Source organism: Myxacorys almedinensis A, assembly GCF_010091945.1.
Lineage (GTDB): Bacteria > Cyanobacteriota > Cyanobacteriia > Leptolyngbyales > Leptolyngbyaceae > Myxacorys > Myxacorys almedinensis.
The window spans coordinates 22,018-39,144 of sequence record NZ_WVIE01000034.1; the positions used below are offsets into that span (position 1 = coordinate 22,018).

Here is a 17,127-nt window from a genome sequence, read left to right on the forward strand (position 1 = left end):
CTTTATGCACGCTGAGATGATCCGCATTTTTGCCCTACTTCGCCTTGCGCCCCTGCGCCTAGGTTCTTGGCTAGTTCACTTGGCACAGGCGATTCGTAGCAGCCGCTGGAAGAAATTTGACGTTTCATGGTAAGTAATCTCCGTGTTTAGTTGAGTGAACTCGATTTGATGGGCAAGTGGGGTTAAACCTTGCATCTGATGTATAACCCGTGAATCGTTGCTCTTGTTCATAGCAAATGCTCCGTAGCCATAGGTAGCCCGTAGCGCAGATTGAAAACCTTCAAACCAGCCCACGGGTTAAGGTTGATCGCTGCTTGTGTACTGCGATCGCGGTCATACCATTCCCCTCGCAAGTGGAAGCCATCAGATCTGCAACTACTGGCTTAACGGTTTTGAATTACAGGTCGCCCGTTTGCTGACACCGCTGTAATTGTTAGATTGTAGGCAACAATTCCCGATAACCCGGCACCGCCAGAATCCATAATGCGAACAAAGCCATATCTCGACCTCATATTTCTATAGATCACCTCCTCGGTTTGCTTGCCTTCGTTGATCGAGATTTTTTTTGTGTCTCCTCCCGCCAATTTTCCGTCCAGGTTGCTGTCCTCCAAAACCTCCAGATCGATGTCTCCGTTCACCGTGAGTGTTGCTTTCACATTTTGTCCGGGAGAAAGTTCAAAGCGAAACACATCCTCATCTCGATTACCTGTGATTTGTCCAGAAACTCTGATAGGAACAGACGACACTCTACCAATGTTTTGAGGGTTTCTCGTCCCGTTTTGCTCTCGCTCTTGAATGCCGTGGGCGGGTGCTGCCACAAAAAGCACACCTAACGCAGAAATAGCTGCCAGGCTGGCTGCAACATATTGACGTTTCATGGTTTGTAATCTCCTAAAATTGAATAAACGGCAAGATTGATTTGGATAGAAATTCGCAAACTAAATGGCAAAGTTTAGTTGCGCTTGTTCGATGACTAACGCAGCATTGCAGACTTCTCATCAGAGATCGCGGTAGATAGAAACGTTAGCTCGATACATTTCTATTTTCCTTATCGAGCAACCCACATTAAGAACAAATCCAGGTGGAATTATTTTCCAAGGCATTCGATTTGGAGTAATCGATTAGAACCCAGTCGTGCCCGAATTAAGGTAGAGCGGTTGCCACATCGAGAACGTTCAGGTGTCCAGCCGTCCTTTGCCGATGAGCCAATTTTTTTGACAGCGCCAAGACAATTTTTGACAATATCACTGCCTTTTTTGCCGCCCTTGTCGTTCTCATCTCCTCCAAAAATAACTCCTATGCCGTCAACCACACACACTCCGGCTTTGGCGAAGTCTATATCGGGACGCCAGGTGCCAGGGTCAAAAATGTTGCCAGTGGTTGAATGACACCACCAGCGAATGTAACCACTGCCTGTAAGACCACCCCCTCCAGTCTTTACCCTAAAAGGATTAGACCAAGGGGTTTGCCCATTCGCATCTCTGGTCAGCAACACGGTTCCAGGGGTCATCGGTTGAGCATTGTAGGAAGGAACAATCGCCACCTCTGAACTACACCTATCTGTCATGACTTCTCCGGCAGAAGCAGGCGAGGCAGTTAACAAAATAGCGGTTGACACAATAGAGAAAGTAGTAGCTGCTAAATTGATCGCAAACATTTGACGTTTCATGATTTGTAGTTCCTTTGCGTTGAGAAATTGATTGTGATTTACACGGGATGCCAAGTCATTCACAGAGATGTCGTTGAGGTTTCATGATGGTTTCTCCTGAGCATCTTTTAGCGATCGCTCTTGGGGTTGCTCAGACAGGGGTTGCTCAGACAGGGGTTGCTCAGGCAATGGCTTTACTTCAACAGCGATCGCAAATTGGCTGAGGTCAAAGACAAGTGAATCCTGGCGAACACGGGGATACCGTGCTGCTAATGCACAAAGTTGGCACATACGGTTTTCTGGGTTTAGGCTTGAACGGGAGCGGTCATGAGGAGGATATCGCCGGTGTAATGGATCAGCGGATGAGGAACCACTTTGGCGCGATCCACAATCTCAAATCCATGACGCTGATAAAGCCTCAAGGCATCTGTATTTTGTTCAAAGCAGAGTAGGCTCAAGTCTGACAGTCCTCGTTCTGCCGCTTGTTGATGGGCGATCGACAGTAACTCTGTGCCAATCCCTTGTCCACGAAACTCTGGAAACACCGCTAGGGCGCAGATATACCAGGTTCCGGGCGCTTCTAAACTGTAGGGAGCCAACACGTCTGCTTCAGGCGAATCTACTGAACTAGTGGACGGCGGCACTTCAGGTGTTTCAGATGCCATCAGATCTTCAATTCCGGCGGCTGGAAACGTCAACATCATTCCAACCGGGTTGCCTCTACATTCTGCAATGACACAATTTTTGTAGCTGAAGAGACTCTCTGCATTTGCGTAGCGTTTTGCCCCAATCTCAAGCGGTGTCAGCCCTGGATATTGAGAACTTAACGTCTTCCAAATGTAGTCTGAAACGCCATCTGATGCAGTTTGAAACAGTTGGGCAAGGGTAGAGCAATCAGCAAGCGTAGCGGCTCGAAACACTGTTTTTACTGGCATGATATTCTTCATTGCATTGCTCCTTTATTTATGCACAATGTAGTAATCGTTTTGGAAATCGTGGGCTAGCTGTTTGATTTCGACTTGCTTAAACCCTGCTTCAGCTAACATTTGCAGCGCTTTTTCTTGTCCCCACATCGCTCCCAGTCCCATGCCGCCGTATGCCAGCGAAACCGTCATACAATGCATACAGGAAATGGTGTAGAGCAATGGCCCAACTGGGTGATCTAGGTTGCCCCCTACATCAGTTGTGGCGCGGATATCTTGCATCAAATAAACGCCATCTGGGCGCAGTGCTTTGTAGATGTTTTGCAACACTGCATCGGGTTTTGCCTGATCGTGAATGGCATCGAAAGTGGTGATGAAATCGTAGCGATCGCGCTCCTCCAACGTTGCCGCGTCTTTGACTTGAAACTGAATATTGCTCAGTTTTCGGAGTTGGGCTTCGGTAGTGGCAGTTGCGATCGCTTCTCCCGAAAAGTCGTAGCCGGTAAATCGGCTGTTTGGGAAGGCGTCAGCCAATTGGTTGAGCGCTCGCCCACTGCCACAGCCTATATCCAACACCTCAATGCCTTGCTGCAACGATTCTGTGATTCCAGGAATTAGCGGCAGCACATGATCGAACAATGCAGAGACCGTGGTTTGACCGCTATCTTCTGCCATCACTGCATGAAAGCGTTTGAACTCGGAATAGGGCACCCCACCTCCGTGGTAAAAGCAGTCGATAATTTGCTCTTCGACCGTTCCCAAGAGCGGGATAAATTGGGTAAAGGGAGCAATGTTGTCAGAAACGGCATTCCGGCTTAGAGATGCAACATGTTCCGCAGGTAGAACATAGGTCTTGTCGTGTGGGTCATAGTTCACCACGCGACCGGTGACCATTGTGCCGAGCCATTCCCGCACATAGCGTTCGTTGAGTCCGGCGGCATTGGCAATTTGCTCGCTGGTAGAGGGCGGCAATTCTGCCATTGTGTCAAACAGTTCGGTGCGGTGCCCGATCGATGTCATCAGAGCAATCGCGGCACTGTTGAGTACATCTAGCATTTGTTGGGCAAAGGCTTCAGCTTTGGTTACATCAAATGTTTGGGTTGTCATGGTTTTTTTCTCCTAAGTTACTGATGCAGACTCTGCTTGTTGCATCTGAACTTAAGTTAGCGATCGCAGCGTTCCCAAACCGTTCCCAAACCGTTTCTAGTTTGAAAAGCCTGATCTAGAGCCGAGTTGGATTGATTAAAACTTGGGCAGACCAAACGAGAGCACAGGGAATCTCTAATTTGTGCTGGGCGTCCTGAATTGGCGTTATGTCAGGTGCATTCAGTTCATAAATCACTTTTGTGTGATCGAGCGATCGATAAGATTGCAGCCATTCAATGCCCCATGCTGCACAGTGGTGCAAAAATCTGTGGCTGAGTTCGTTCCAGTCTGTTTCGCTGAGGGGGGGATAGGTTGCCTCCACGACATGCCGCACCGTTAAATCTCGTAAATTTTGCTGAGGTTGCGCCGCTTCTCGCCTAATCCGATCTCCAGCCCAGATTGGGCGAGAGGGCAACCCAAGTCTGCGATAAGACTCCCGTACAGACTCAGCATCGGGCGCATCAAACGTACAAATCATCCGATAGCGATCGAGGGATAACAAAGAATAGTGCCAGGTTATATTTCGGGCTTCAAAACAAGGCAACACTTTCTGATTGGCATCATACAGATATTCATCGGTCAAGGGCTGTTCGGCAGCGGTTTCAACAATAACGAGAGACATAATGAATCGCCTCAGTAAGAAAATTGAACGGGGATTGAGTCACGGGTCTGAAGGATTATGGAATGTGACGGAAATAGCTCGCTGTATCTGTTGAGCAACGCGATCAAGAGCGGTTTGAGCGCGGGTACTGAGCACATGGTGATCAATTTGGCTCTGTAGGGCTTTAAACTGTGCGATCGCTCGTTCGTGTTCCTCTAATTCTAAAATAGCTTGAATAAACATTGCCCAAGCTAAAGCAGTCTCGCTGGGATGGTTCATCATTTGAGCCGCTTGTAAGGCAGCTTCGGCTCGACCTGCCGCCATCTCAAACCGTTGGTGTTCTAGATCAACTTCGGCAGATCCAATCCCAACATAAGCCAGCATTCGTTTAATATCTATTTGTTTTAGCCTAGCGATCGCGTCTTCTAAAACAACCTCGGAGCCAGGTTGCTGAAGCTTGTAATTGACCAGTGCTGTCAGTGCGGCTGTTATCGCGCTTTCACTACCTTCGCCTTTGATCTTCGCTGCCATAATTGCCGCTTCTTGACAGTAGGACAATGCCGCGATCGCATCGCCAGCCGCCAATTCTGTCATGATTAGGTAGGTCAGAGAATTACATTCACGCCAGTGATCTTGCTCAACTTGCGCCAGCCGCCATGACTGCTGTAGGAGGGTTCGGGCTGCCTCATAGCGATTATTGTGCAGATGAATACCGCCTAACCCAATGTAAATATCACCAAGTTCTAAGCCAACCCTGTCAGCCAGCGATTGTGCCTCTAGCAGCAAGGCTTCTGCCCGAATCAGGTCTTGCCCCAATTCTGCCAGACAGGAGCCGCTAAACGCCAACAGTCGCGCTGCTGTTACAGGGCTAGCGGCTCGACCCACCTCAATAGCTCGCAATGAGTGATGATGCACATCAATAAAGTTGCTTTGGTTAAAAGACAAAACCCCCAATGACTCCAGCCCGATCGCTTCATCGTCTTTCAAGCCCAACCGACTTGCATCACTGACCAATCGCTGGATCTCAGTTTCCAACTGCACCGCGCGATCGCTCGTCACCCCTGCGATCGCACAGATTCGCAGCAATCCCAACTGCCAGTGAATTCGAGTCCGTTCATCCAATCGTTGACAGTGCTGGATTCCTCGTTGCGCTACTGTTGCTGCCTCTGCATAGGCAAATAATTTGAGGCACCGTTCTGCCGCTAGCAAGGCAGTAGAGGCAGCCAAGAAATGATCGCCGCCTAGGGAAGCGTGATAGGCAATATCACCCGCCAAGGCATTATCTGAGGCGTTGTCTGACGTAGAGATCTGATTGAGCTTGTGAGCAATTTGCAAATGTACCAAATGGCGGCGCGGTTCTGAAAGCTGCCGATACACCACTTGACGCACAATATCATGCGCAAAATCGTATCCCATCTCATTGCCAACAGATGTACTAGGACGGATAATGCTTTGTCGCTCAAGCTGTTCGATGGCGGTTAGCAAGTGGGGCAGAGGGCGGTCTGCTACCTGAGCCACCATGGTGGGGTTAAAACTCCGCCCCAATGCGGCAGCCCAGGGAAGAAACTCGCGGGCAGAGTGGTCTAGTTGCTGCAAGCGATCGCCAATCAACGCTTCCAGATCATTGGCATGAGCAGACTGATTGTGTGACACCTTTTGTGACACCGCACGGGCAACTTCTAGCGCAAACAGGGGATTTCCTCCACTGTCAATAAACACCCGATCAACGACTTCTAGAGACAAATCTGACGCATTGCTAGGTTTGATACTGCGAATCAGTTCAGCCGTTTTTCCCCGGTCGAAGGGCTGCAATTCAAGCATTCTTAAGCGCTGCTCTCGCCTGAGAGCCTGCACCACCCGCGAGATTGCCCCATTTTGCTCAAGTTCCCCAGAACGAGCCGTACAGGCAAATCGCACTGGTGAGTGACTCAGTAAGCGAATGGCATAGTGCAGCAACGCGGATGAGGCTTCATCAATCCACTGAATGTCATCTAGAATCACAACGATGGGATTTTGATGGGCCCATTCAACCAACAGTTGCACTACTGCATCAAACAAGTGGCTGCGATCGGGCGCGGCGATCGCAGGTTGCCCCATCTCTGGAAGCAGAAAGCCTAGCTCTATCGGAATGTTGACCGAGGGTGGAATTGCCAGCGATCGCAAAGCATCAATCCAGATGCCATAGGGTCGCACCATTTCTGCTGCAAACCCGCGCCCCCAGATTGCCGATGGCATCGCTTCTCGGAGTTCCTCTAGCAATCGGGTTTTGCCAATTCCAGGTTCGCCCAGCACCAGCAACACTTCTGATACCGCACCACTAGAGATCAAACTGATCCACTGCTGAATCAGGTTCCATTCCGATTCACGTCCTACTAAAGGACATTTTGAGCGCAAGGGCTGCCGCGACAACAATGGATGGGGACGAGCACTAGTAGAAAATTGAGCAGTAGATGTGTGGTCAGGCAACTCGTCTTCTAGCAACAAGTGTTCATACAGTTTCCGAGTAGTAGGGCTAGGGTCAACGCCTAACTCTTCGCGTAGCACTGTCATGCATCGGTGGTAAACCTGAAGGGCATTGGCGCGATCGCCGCTCAACGCATGCAACTGCATCAAAGAGCCATAGGCTGCTTCATTGAGTGGATCGACTCGTAACAGTTGTTGGGCATACCGACAGGCAGCACTGTAGTCTTTTTGGGTTTGCAATTGCTGAATTAGCCAGGTATAAACGCGAATACAGGCTTGATGCAACCGCTCTTGTTCTGGCTCAATCCACTCGTCGTAACAATTGGGTAGGAGTTTTCCTTGATAAAGCGCAACCGCTCGTTCTAACGCAGCTTGGACGGCAGCTAGCTCGGATAGTTGTGCAGTTTCGGCACCTGCGGATGCTTCGCAACAATGAGCAGATCTGATCGCTTGTTCAAACTCTACAACATCCACGGTTGCCGGTGCATCGTGCCGCCAACGAAGTGCTTTGGAGTCAATGGCAATAAATTGCTCGACATTCGGTAAAATCCGGCGTAGATAATGAATCGCTCGCCTCAAGTTTGTCCGCGCTTGGGAGTCGTTGGTGTCTGCCCAAAAGAGAAATGCCAAATGCTGTCGAGACTGGGGGGCGTGCTGATTCAACACCAGATAGGTCAGCAGAGATTGAAGTCGCTCTGTTATCTCACCTGTCAGTGATTTGTCACCATACGATAGGTCAAAGCCACCCAGAAGGTTAAGCTGTAGAAGTTGCGGCACAGTCTTTTTACAGTCTCCAAAGTTTCAGAAGTGCTACTGCGATCTACCAGCATTATTTTATGACGATCTATTCCAAAGACTAAACAAAGAAATAAGACCGAGCCGCTGCACATAGGCACAGGTCGATCTTCTCGTCATAATTATTTACTTCAAACCCGATTCTGCAACGGTCAAATGAATAGAACTCGAACCATACTGAACGAAAGGAAGAGCACCTTCTATCTCTCTTTTGTTCTTTATTACAAGCAATCTAAAGGTAGCAAGTTCAATCCACCGGCTTAAATCCTTCCTGCGTTTTAGTAGAAACTGTTAGCTTTATTGACCCATATTGTGCCCACTATCAAGCTGTATTCAATGATTAAAGCCTGCTGTTAAAGAATGCCACTGGGCGCTCACCCGTCAGCAGCTTGGGTAGCACAAGCCACTTCACTAGCCACTTAACTGAGTCATCAACGCAAGTCCAACCAAACCTCTGCTGGAATCTCTTCTAACTCAGGAGAAAGCGGAAACGTTCCGGGCGGAAAGTCTTTGGTCACTAATTGTTCTAGCAAAATGAGTGCCTCCGCAAACAGAAATTCAACAATTTCATCAGGAACACTACTGCCAATAAAGTTAACAGGGTAGCCCTGATTTACCAGGTAGAGAGTACGATTTGGGAGGTAGTAAGCTTGCACATGGGGATGAACAAACTCAGTCCATTGTGCCTGATTATGCAAGTAGTCTAAATCAATCTCAATCTTTTTTGAACTGGCACTGACTAGAATGGTGCGATCGCTTAAGCGATCAATCACCTCCGGCGTAATCGAACATACTCCCGATGCACCAATCACGATCGAAGCTCGATCAAACGTGTCCAACTCATCTTGCAACAAGAAGCCATCCAACTTCAAGGCTACCTTTTTGATCACATCAACATCGTGTGCCGCCACCGTCACATTTTTTGCTCGTAGACTGCGGCACACGCCACGCCCAACCCAGCCATAGCCGTTGACAAGCGCTAAGCGCCCTGCGATCGCATAGCCAATTTCACGCAAAATCGTATCTAGAGACAGCACTACCGCATCACCAACATAATCTCCTTCAATTTCCTTTAGTCTCGTCTCAGCACAGTTCAACTGAGGAACCAGAAGATCATCAATACGCTGCGCTGCCCATACTCCTTGCTTCGTAATCTCAACACTCCCTCGAACAACGTTGGAATAGTCTCGATAGCAATTGTGGAAACAAGTAATTGCATAGCCGCCTACCTCGTGTAAAAGCAGTTGATGACCTGTTTGAGAGCACCGTTCAAGACTGTTCTTCAACTCAATTTCAATAGTTTCTTCTAATTCCTGGAATCCTGGTGTCAACACTTGGATTCCGCATTCCTCCAACGCTTCCACAACGTGTTTTTTACCAGAATAGCTAATGCCAATCACCACATCAATCGGAAAAAACTGGTGGGAAATCAGCAGCAACCGCAGAGTATCTTCATAAAGGTGCTGTACGACAAACTGGCGGCAGTTAGGATGAGGTTTGATGCCTACTCGCCGAGCGACCTCACCAAGAAAGTCTGGATGGAAATTATTCATTGAGCATCCTTGTGATCTGTTCCACTTTTATACGTAACGCATAGGGACATTAAGTCTCGACGTTGCTGAATGCAAACATGAATTACCTACCTCTCCCAAACTACCTCCCTAACTGTTCTCTCTAGAGAGAAGGCTAGAATGGGACAAGTCTGAAACTCATATTTGAATTCAGCAATGCCTGAGTTACAACTTCAAGCTGCATAGTCTGAAGTTGTAACAGATTAGAACTGCGAATCAGAACGAGGCACTTCGCAGACAAACAAAACATCGTTAGTCCACTGCCTAAAAAATGGTAGTCCACCGAATAAACGGCTGAGATGCCAATCTACAACGCGCAGAAATGGCTGTTCTAGGGTCTTCTCGCGCAGTTGCTTAAACAGACGCATGAGCGAGGGAGTCTTTTCATAGCGACGATGAAGCATCACCAGGTAAGGAATGACCGAAATAAATCCAACACCGTGGCTTCTGTGAACCTTCAGTTCGCACCTGAGCAGGTCATACCACTCGTCTTGACGTAACCGAATCTTATGTTCTTCGTAATGCAAATGCTTGAATTTAAATCGATCTAACCGATACATCTGCGGAACGGTAATAATCACAACACCGCCGGGTTCCAGAATTGAACAACACGTTTGAAGTATCTGGAGAATGTCAATTTCAAGTCCATCAAGATGTTCCAAAACATCCAGTAGAAAAATGACATTGGGCTGCCACGGAAGTTTTGCAATGATTTGATTAGACTCGCGAATATCTGCCAGAATATCGGGCGAAAACGGGGACTCATAGTCCACACCACAATACTGAAAATTGATCCCTAGATCAGATAGGTAACGCAGTGCAATTTTGTCGGCGCATCCAAGGTCGAGAATGCGGGGATGCAGAATACCAGCCTCTTTCAAGGCTTTGCTAATCAGCCGAAACTTGACATAGTTGAACAAGTTTTCATCTTTACCCGATAGAAGGCGATCGACTAGATAGGAAGAATGAACGGTTTTGGTAGACAGCACCATGATGTTTTTCACCTGTATGATTTTGCTTCACGAATGCAACTTGAAGCACTTCAGAAGCTTGGCAACCCCCGAATTCCTTACACGTCTTTCTTACGCATCCAACAGAAACGTGTAGGGAAATATTGATTTTGCGAAAACTATGTCTGAAATGCGGCTTGCGAACGTACTTAGTCTTGCGGAGCCTACTTGGTCTTACGGAGGCGCTTACACGGAGATCCTAAAATTTAGATTAAGAAAACCGAGAACACCGAATTGTTCGATAGAATAGCCTGCTTCATCTGCTAGCCCATAGCGAAATTTTTCGGAGAGTACCATTCGCGTAAATTTACTGAAAATCTCAGCAAATCAAGGCTTTGTTCTGAAAAAAATTCAGTATTACGTAGGTTTGCTGCGAATAGTTGTAGAAAAGGGTTATGTTTTAAGTGCTACTCAAAGACATCAAAAAACTCAGTTTCATTACTGCTATCTATAGAAGATGAAATATTCTGCGAAAACAAGCAAACTCAAGTCTGTAGAGATTGCATGTAAAATCTTAGCAATGTCGATCTGTTTTATAAAAGACCTACGAAACTGCTTAACCTCGGACAAAAAACTTGCTTTCTAGTTCTAAACCGCTGAGGTAGCCGCTTATAAGCAAATTTACTGAACAACCTTGCTCTGTTGGTTCAGCTTTATGGATTTGCATCTGTATAATTACGGCTTAGGCAAAATACTGACTAGTCGCACCAAACCTTACTGAAAGAATATTGCTTAAGTTACAGAACGTTCCTAAATCCGGTTGCCAGAATGCTGGCGCAACTGCCCTGTTAACGCAAAACAGTAAGAGTGATGGAAACATGTGATTAGCATCGACTAGCTGCCCAAGCCCAAAGACAGATTTAAATTATGCTTTCAAAAAACAATAGCCACCTGATGGAGAACCTCATGAAGTTGGGATAACTAACGCAGTCGGCTAGTTGAGCTAATCATCAAGGGACAATGACAAAGCAAATTCAGATGCAGGGATATCAGATTCGAGAAACGATCTACGACGGTTCCAGAACAGTCGTCTATCGCGGTATCCAAGAGTCGAATCAACAGCCTGTGGTCATCAAGCTGCTCAAAAATCTCTATCCCAGCTTTTCCGAACTGTTGCAGTTCAAAAATCAATACATCCTGACACAACAGCTTGACTTGCCTGGGGTAGTTCGTCCTTACAGCCTGGAGCCTTACCAGAATAGTCTTGCTCTGGTAATGGAGGACTTTGGAGGAATTTCGTTAAAAGAGTATAGAACCGTCTGGAGCGTAGACGGCAAAGAGCCAGAGAGCCAAAAATTTCTAGCGGAATTTTTGCGAATTGCGATCGCGCTCACCGATATTCTAAATGGGCTGTATTGCGATCGCATCATCCACAAAGACATCAAACCTGCCAATATTTTGATCAATCCCACCACTGGGCAAGTCAAACTGATTGACTTTAGCGTGGCATCTCGTCTGCCCCGTGAAACGCAAACCCTCACCAACCCGAACGTTTTAGAAGGCACTCTGGCATATCTCTCGCCCGAACAAACTGGACGCATGAACCGGGGCATTGACTACCGCACAGATTTCTACTCTCTAGGAATAACCTGCTTTGAACTGCTGACAGGTCAGCTACCGTTTAACTCGGATGATCCAATGGAGTTAGTGCATTGTCATATTGCTAAACAGCCTCCAACCGTTGATCAACTCAATGCCTCAATTCCGCTAATGGTTTCAGCCATTGTTAGCAAACTAATGTCAAAAAATGCGGAAGATCGCTATCAGAGCGCTCTAGGCTTAAAGCGTGATCTGGAGATCTGCTTACACCAGTGGCAAGACAACTGCACAATTGCTCCCTTTTCATTGGGACAGCGAGACATCTCAAATCACTTCATCATTCCCGAAAAACTTTACGGTCGAGAGCCAGAAGTTACCGACTTGTTAGCCGCCTTTGAGCGAGTGACACAGAGCCAAGAGCCAAACCTGTTGCACTCTTCACTTCTACCTTCTTTGTCTTCAAGCAGCGAGATCATCCTTGTCGCTGGCTTCTCTGGCGTTGGCAAGACTGCTGTGGTCAACGAGGTTCATAAGCCCATTGTGCAGCAACGGGGCTACTTCATCAAAGGCAAGTTTGACCAGTTTCAGCGCGATATTCCTCTTTTCGCCTTTGTGCAGGCATTTCGCAATCTGGCAGGGCAATTGCTCACAGAAAGTGATGCCCAAGTGGAACGGTGGAAACGCAAGATCTTAAAGGCGTTGGGTGAAAATGCTCAAATCATCATTGAGGTCATCCCAGAACTAGAGCGGCTCATTGGTAAGCAACCCCCTGCCGCAGAACTGACGGGTAGTGCAGTGCAAAACCGTTTCAATGTGCAGTTCCAAAAGTTCATCCACGTCTTTACCGCACCCAACCATCCCCTAGTGATGTTTCTCGATGACTTGCAGTGGGCAGATGCAGCATCGCTCAAGCTGATGCAACTGTTGATGAGTGATGGCGAGAGCCACGATCTACTGCTGATTGGAGCGTATCGAGATAACGAAGTTTCCCCTAGCCATCCGCTAATGTTGACCGTGGACGAGATTCGGGCAACCGGAACTATAGTCAATACGATCGCTCTAGCACCTCTGACTTCAGCAGATATCAATCAACTGGTCGCAGATGCCCTCAATTGTACCCCAGCAGCAGCCCACCCCCTGAGCGAACTGATTTATCGCAAAACCAATGGCAATCCCTTCTTTACGACTCAGTTTCTTAAATCTCTGCATGAAGACGGGCTGATTGTCTTCGACTTTAAGACTGGTAAGTGGCAATCCAACCTGGAGCAAATTGAGATTTTGTCACTAGATGATGACGTGATAGAGTTTATGCGCCTTCAGTTGCAGAAGCTGCCCAATGCCACTCAAAACGTCCTCAAGTTAGCTGCCTGTATTGGCAACCAGTTTGATCTTGCCGCCCTATCTGTTGTGTATCAGCGATCGCTACACGAAACCGCAACAGATCTGTGGGCTGCCCTGCAAGAGGGCTTTCTCGTGCCGACTGGGGATGAGTACAAACTGTTTCACGATGGAAGCGATGGGGAACTGGTCAATGGGGCTCAGGACACATTTAGCCAATTACCCAAGTACAAATTTTTCCACGATCGCGTTCAACAGGCAGCCTATGTGCTCATTCCCGATGATCAAAAACAGGCGACTCATTTACGGATTGGTCAACTGCTGCTAAATCAGAATGATGAGGACAACCGAGAAGAGAGACTGTTTGAAATTGTCAATCAACTAAATTTAGGTGCAGCGTTGATTAGCGACTTGACCCAACGGCAGGAGTTAGTGCAACTCAATCTACAGGCAGGTCGCAAAGCAGTTGCGGCAGCAGCGTATAGCGCAGCATCTGGCTATTTCGGTGCGGGGCGAAGCTTGCTGCCAATAGATCCTTGGGAACAAGCCTATGAGCTAACGCTGATGGTGTATTCAGAAGGGGTGGAGGTGGCTTACCTCAATGGTGAACTTGATCAAATGGATCAACTGGCGGAACAGGTGTTGCAGAAAGCCAGGACATTGCTGGATCAGATTCAGGTGTATGAGGTCAAGATTCAAGCCAGCATTGCTCAAAATCAATTATCAGAAGCATTGGCACTAGCTCTAACGGTGTTGCGTCTGTTGGCGATTGACTTGCCAAAGGCTCCTACTCCATCCGATATTGAAAATGCCCTGCAACACATTCAAGCGACGTTAGCGGATCGAGAGATTGATCAGCTAATTGAGCTACCCATCATGCAACTGCCTGAGAAACTGGCAGCCATGCGGATTTTAGCGACGCTGATTTCAATCACGTTTGTGTGTTGCCCGTCTTTGTTGCCCTTGGTGATCTGTGAGCAGGTAAAGCTATCTGTGAAGTATGGCAATTCGTCTTGGTCTGCATTTACCTATGCAAATTATGGGCTTTTGTTGTCTACCACAGGCCACACTGAAGCCGGATATCGTTTTGGGCAACTGGCAATTTGCTTACTCAATCAACTCGATGCCCGAAGCACTAAGGCAAAAACCTTCACGATCGTCTATGGCATGACTACCCATTGGCGACAAGCTCTGGCAACCTCGCTAGATCCCCTCATGGAGGCGTATTACAGTGGGTTGGAAACTGGAGATATTGAGTATGCAGCGTACTGCATCTTGCATCACAACGAGTACGCCTACTTCTGCGGACGAGAACTCAACAAACTGGCAGAACAACTTGCTACGTGTAGTGATGCGCTGACCCAAATCAAGCAAATTAACACCCTGACCTACCACGAGATTTATCGACAGGCAGTCTTGAATTTGCTCGAATCGCCGGAGAACCCGATCGACCTGGCAGGTGAAGCGTATGATGAAACGCGATTGATTTTGCCAAGCTCTGAAGGATCGCTGCCCCTCCATCCACACGCAGATGACCGATATGCCCTGTATCAGGTCTATCTCAATAAGCTGATTTTGAGCTACCTATTTGGAGACGCTCGGCAAGCAGTTCATTTTGCGGAACTAGCAGAGCAATATATAGATGGTGTGTCTGGCTTATACTTCGTCCCGGTATTTTACTTCTATGATTCGCTCGCAAAATTAGCAATTTATGCAACGGGAACCGAAACCGAACAGACGACAATTTTAGACAAGGTGCAGAGTAACCAGAAGAAAATATTGCAATGGGCAGACTCTGCACCCATGAATTTTCTACACAAGTTTCACCTGATTGAAGCAGAACGGCATCGAATCTTGGGACAATTCACGATCGCAATGGAGCATTATGATCATGCGATCGCTGGAGCATCTGCCCATGCATTCCGTCAAGAAGAAGCCCTCGCTTATGAACTGGCAGGTCGGTTTTACTTGGAGTGGGGCAAAGCCAAAATTGCTCAGGTCTATCTGGTCGATGCTTATTATGCCTATGTTCGCTGGGGCGCAAGAACCAAGGTAAACCACCTAGAGCAAAAATATCCCATGTTGCTCAGCAGCCTGTCACAACCCGAACGCACCCTACTGCAACAAGGCACCATCTCATCTACCACCTCTTCCGGCTTAAGTAGCAGTTTAGACAGTTCCAAAGCGTTGGATCTAACTACGGTGATCAAAGCTTCTCAAGCCCTTTCGGGTGAAATTCAACTCGATCAATTGTTAGCCAGCGTGATGCGGGTGGTCGTCGAGAATGCCGGCGCACAGAAGAGTGTGCTGATGTTGCGCCAAGCAAAACAGTGGGTCGTTGTAGCCCAGGCTGGTGGTGAGGCTGAGACAACAACGCGGTTACCCATAGGGGAGACTGCTGCACACTCACTACCAGTTGAGTCTAGCGAGGTGATCCCACAATCGATTCTCAACTATGTGACTCGCACCTCTGAAACGCTGGTAATCGCCGATGCCCGGACGGAACCGCCCTTCTCGATCGATCCTTACATCCTGGCACAGCAGCCCAAAAGCGTATTGTGTACGCCCATTCGTAACCGAGCAGAACTGATTGGGGTTCTGTATTTGGAAAACAACTTGACGCTTGGGGCATTTACTAGCGATCGCATCGAAGTCCTACAACTCCTAATGGCACAAGCAGCGATCTCTCTGCAAAACGCCCTACTCTACAACACCTTAGAACAAAAAGTTGAGCACCGCACTCAGGAGTTGCACGAAAAAAATCAACGGCTTTCAGAGACATTAGCAGAATTGCAGCGTGCTCAGACTCAGTTGATTCAAACTGAAAAGATGTCTAGCTTGGGGCAAATGGTAGCGGGAGTAGCGCATGAAATTAACAATCCGGTCAATTTTATCCACGGCAATCTGATTTACGTTCAGGAGTATGCTCAAGATTTGATCCACGTTTTGCAGATCTATCAAAAGCACTCCATCCATTTGGCTCCCGACGTGCAAGCAGAAGCAAGCGACATTGATCTAGACTTTTTGCAAAAAGACCTCCCTAAGACCCTTCAGTCTATGCGAGTAGGCACCGATCGGATTCGCCAAATTGTGCTGTCGCTGCGAAACTTCTCACGCATGGATGAAGCCGAGTTTAAGCGCGTTGACCTTCATGAAGGAATTGATAGCACTCTGATGATCTTGCAGCACCGCCTAGAGGCTACACTTGAACGCCCGGAAATTGAGGTGATCAAAGACTATGGTCAGTTACCCCAAGTGGAATGCTATCCCGGACAACTCAATCAAGTAGTGATGAATATTCTGACAAATGCGATCGATGCGTTAGAGGAAGCAAACACTAAGCGAACGTATGAGCACATCAAAAATAATCCTAATCGGATCATTATTCGCACATCAGTTAGCACCTCTCAGTCTGTGAAAATTACAATTTTAGACAACGGCTCTGGGATGCCAGAGCTAGTTAAACAACGAATCTTTGACCCGTTCTTTACGACGAAAACTGTTGGCAAGGGGACAGGAATGGGGATGCCCATCAGTTACCAAATTGTGACTGAGAAACACGGTGGAAAATTGGAATGTTTTTCTACACCTGGCGAAGCAACCGAGTTTGTGATTCAGATTCCTATCCACCAAAAAGTTTGTGCGGTTGTTTAACCTGGTTTTGTCGCAAGATTTAGAGATCAAGTCACTGATGGTTGCTGTATGGGTTAATAGTGATTCAAGATATGTTTCAGTCCCGTTGCCGGGATTTGGGTTTTTGAAACACGCAAGCCCCCACGCTTTAGATACGGGGTTAGTCGGTTTCAGTCCCGTTGCCGGGATTTGGGTTTTTGAAACGGTCGGTTGCCGACATACCGGGAAAGGTCGTCTTCAGTTTCAGTCCCGTTGCCGGGATTTGGGTTTTTGAAACCTCGTTTCAAACAGGAATCCGACGACAAGCTCGAGTTTCACTCCCGTTGCCGGGATTTGGGTTTTTGAAACCGCAGACTTCATTTGCGAAGCTAGAGCGCAAGGAATGTTTCATACCAAATTGAAAAAAGGGAGAGACAAATGAGAGAATGGGTTCTGCCGTGTGGAGAAAAACAGCAATGTC

General features: G+C 47.7%; 9 protein-coding genes. 1 reads left to right on the forward strand and 8 read right to left on the reverse strand.

Annotated elements, in window-relative coordinates; translation table 11 throughout:
- Nucleotides 1–383 precede the first annotated feature (383 nt).
- The 8 genes from GS601_RS20385 to GS601_RS20420 all read right to left on the reverse strand — a co-directional run bounded on the left by GS601_RS20385 (nucleotide 384) and on the right by GS601_RS20420 (nucleotide 10,139).
- Entirely contained in the window at nucleotides 384–878 is a 495-nt protein-coding gene (locus GS601_RS20385) for a hypothetical protein (RefSeq protein WP_162425135.1), read from the reverse strand.
- 209 nt (nucleotides 879–1,087) lie between these two features.
- Nucleotides 1,088–1,669, reverse strand: a complete 582-nt coding sequence (locus tag GS601_RS20390) for a hypothetical protein (protein ID WP_162425136.1) — start codon at nucleotides 1,667–1,669, stop codon at nucleotides 1,088–1,090.
- A 284-nt stretch (nucleotides 1,670–1,953) separates the two neighbouring features.
- Nucleotides 1,954–2,583: a GNAT family N-acetyltransferase gene (locus tag GS601_RS20395; protein WP_238393407.1), complete on the reverse strand. Its 630-nt coding sequence runs from the start codon at nucleotides 2,581–2,583 to the stop codon at nucleotides 1,954–1,956.
- 24 nt (nucleotides 2,584–2,607) lie between these two features.
- Complete coding sequence (locus tag GS601_RS20400) at nucleotides 2,608–3,678, reverse strand: class I SAM-dependent methyltransferase (RefSeq protein WP_162425138.1); 1,071 nt, start codon at nucleotides 3,676–3,678, stop codon at nucleotides 2,608–2,610.
- Nucleotides 3,679–3,793: 115 nt separating this feature from the next.
- On the reverse strand, nucleotides 3,794–4,339 hold the full coding sequence (locus tag GS601_RS20405; RefSeq protein WP_162425139.1) for a nickel-binding protein: 546 nt from the start codon (nucleotides 4,337–4,339) through the stop codon (nucleotides 3,794–3,796).
- A gap of 39 nt (nucleotides 4,340–4,378) precedes the next feature.
- The gene (locus tag GS601_RS20410; RefSeq protein WP_162425140.1) at nucleotides 4,379–7,558 is read right to left on the reverse strand and encodes a BTAD domain-containing putative transcriptional regulator; all 3,180 of its coding nucleotides are present in this window, start codon (nucleotides 7,556–7,558) and stop codon (nucleotides 4,379–4,381) included.
- Between the two features lie 449 nt (nucleotides 7,559–8,007).
- Nucleotides 8,008–9,129 carry a Rossmann-fold NAD(P)-binding domain-containing protein gene (locus tag GS601_RS20415; protein ID WP_162425141.1) on the reverse strand — a complete coding sequence of 374 codons (1,122 nt, stop codon included), beginning with the start codon at nucleotides 9,127–9,129 and terminating at the stop codon, nucleotides 8,008–8,010.
- 221 nt (nucleotides 9,130–9,350) lie between these two features.
- A complete protein-coding gene (locus GS601_RS20420; protein WP_162425142.1) occupies nucleotides 9,351–10,139 on the reverse strand; it encodes a class I SAM-dependent methyltransferase in 789 nt (262 codons plus the stop codon).
- Nucleotides 10,140–11,117: 978 nt separating this feature from the next.
- Here GS601_RS20420 and GS601_RS20425 point away from each other — a divergent pair.
- A complete protein-coding gene (locus GS601_RS20425) occupies nucleotides 11,118–16,688 on the forward strand; it encodes a trifunctional serine/threonine-protein kinase/ATP-binding protein/sensor histidine kinase (RefSeq protein ID WP_162425143.1) in 5,571 nt (1,856 codons plus the stop codon).
- The last annotated feature ends 439 nt before the right edge of the window (nucleotides 16,689–17,127 follow it).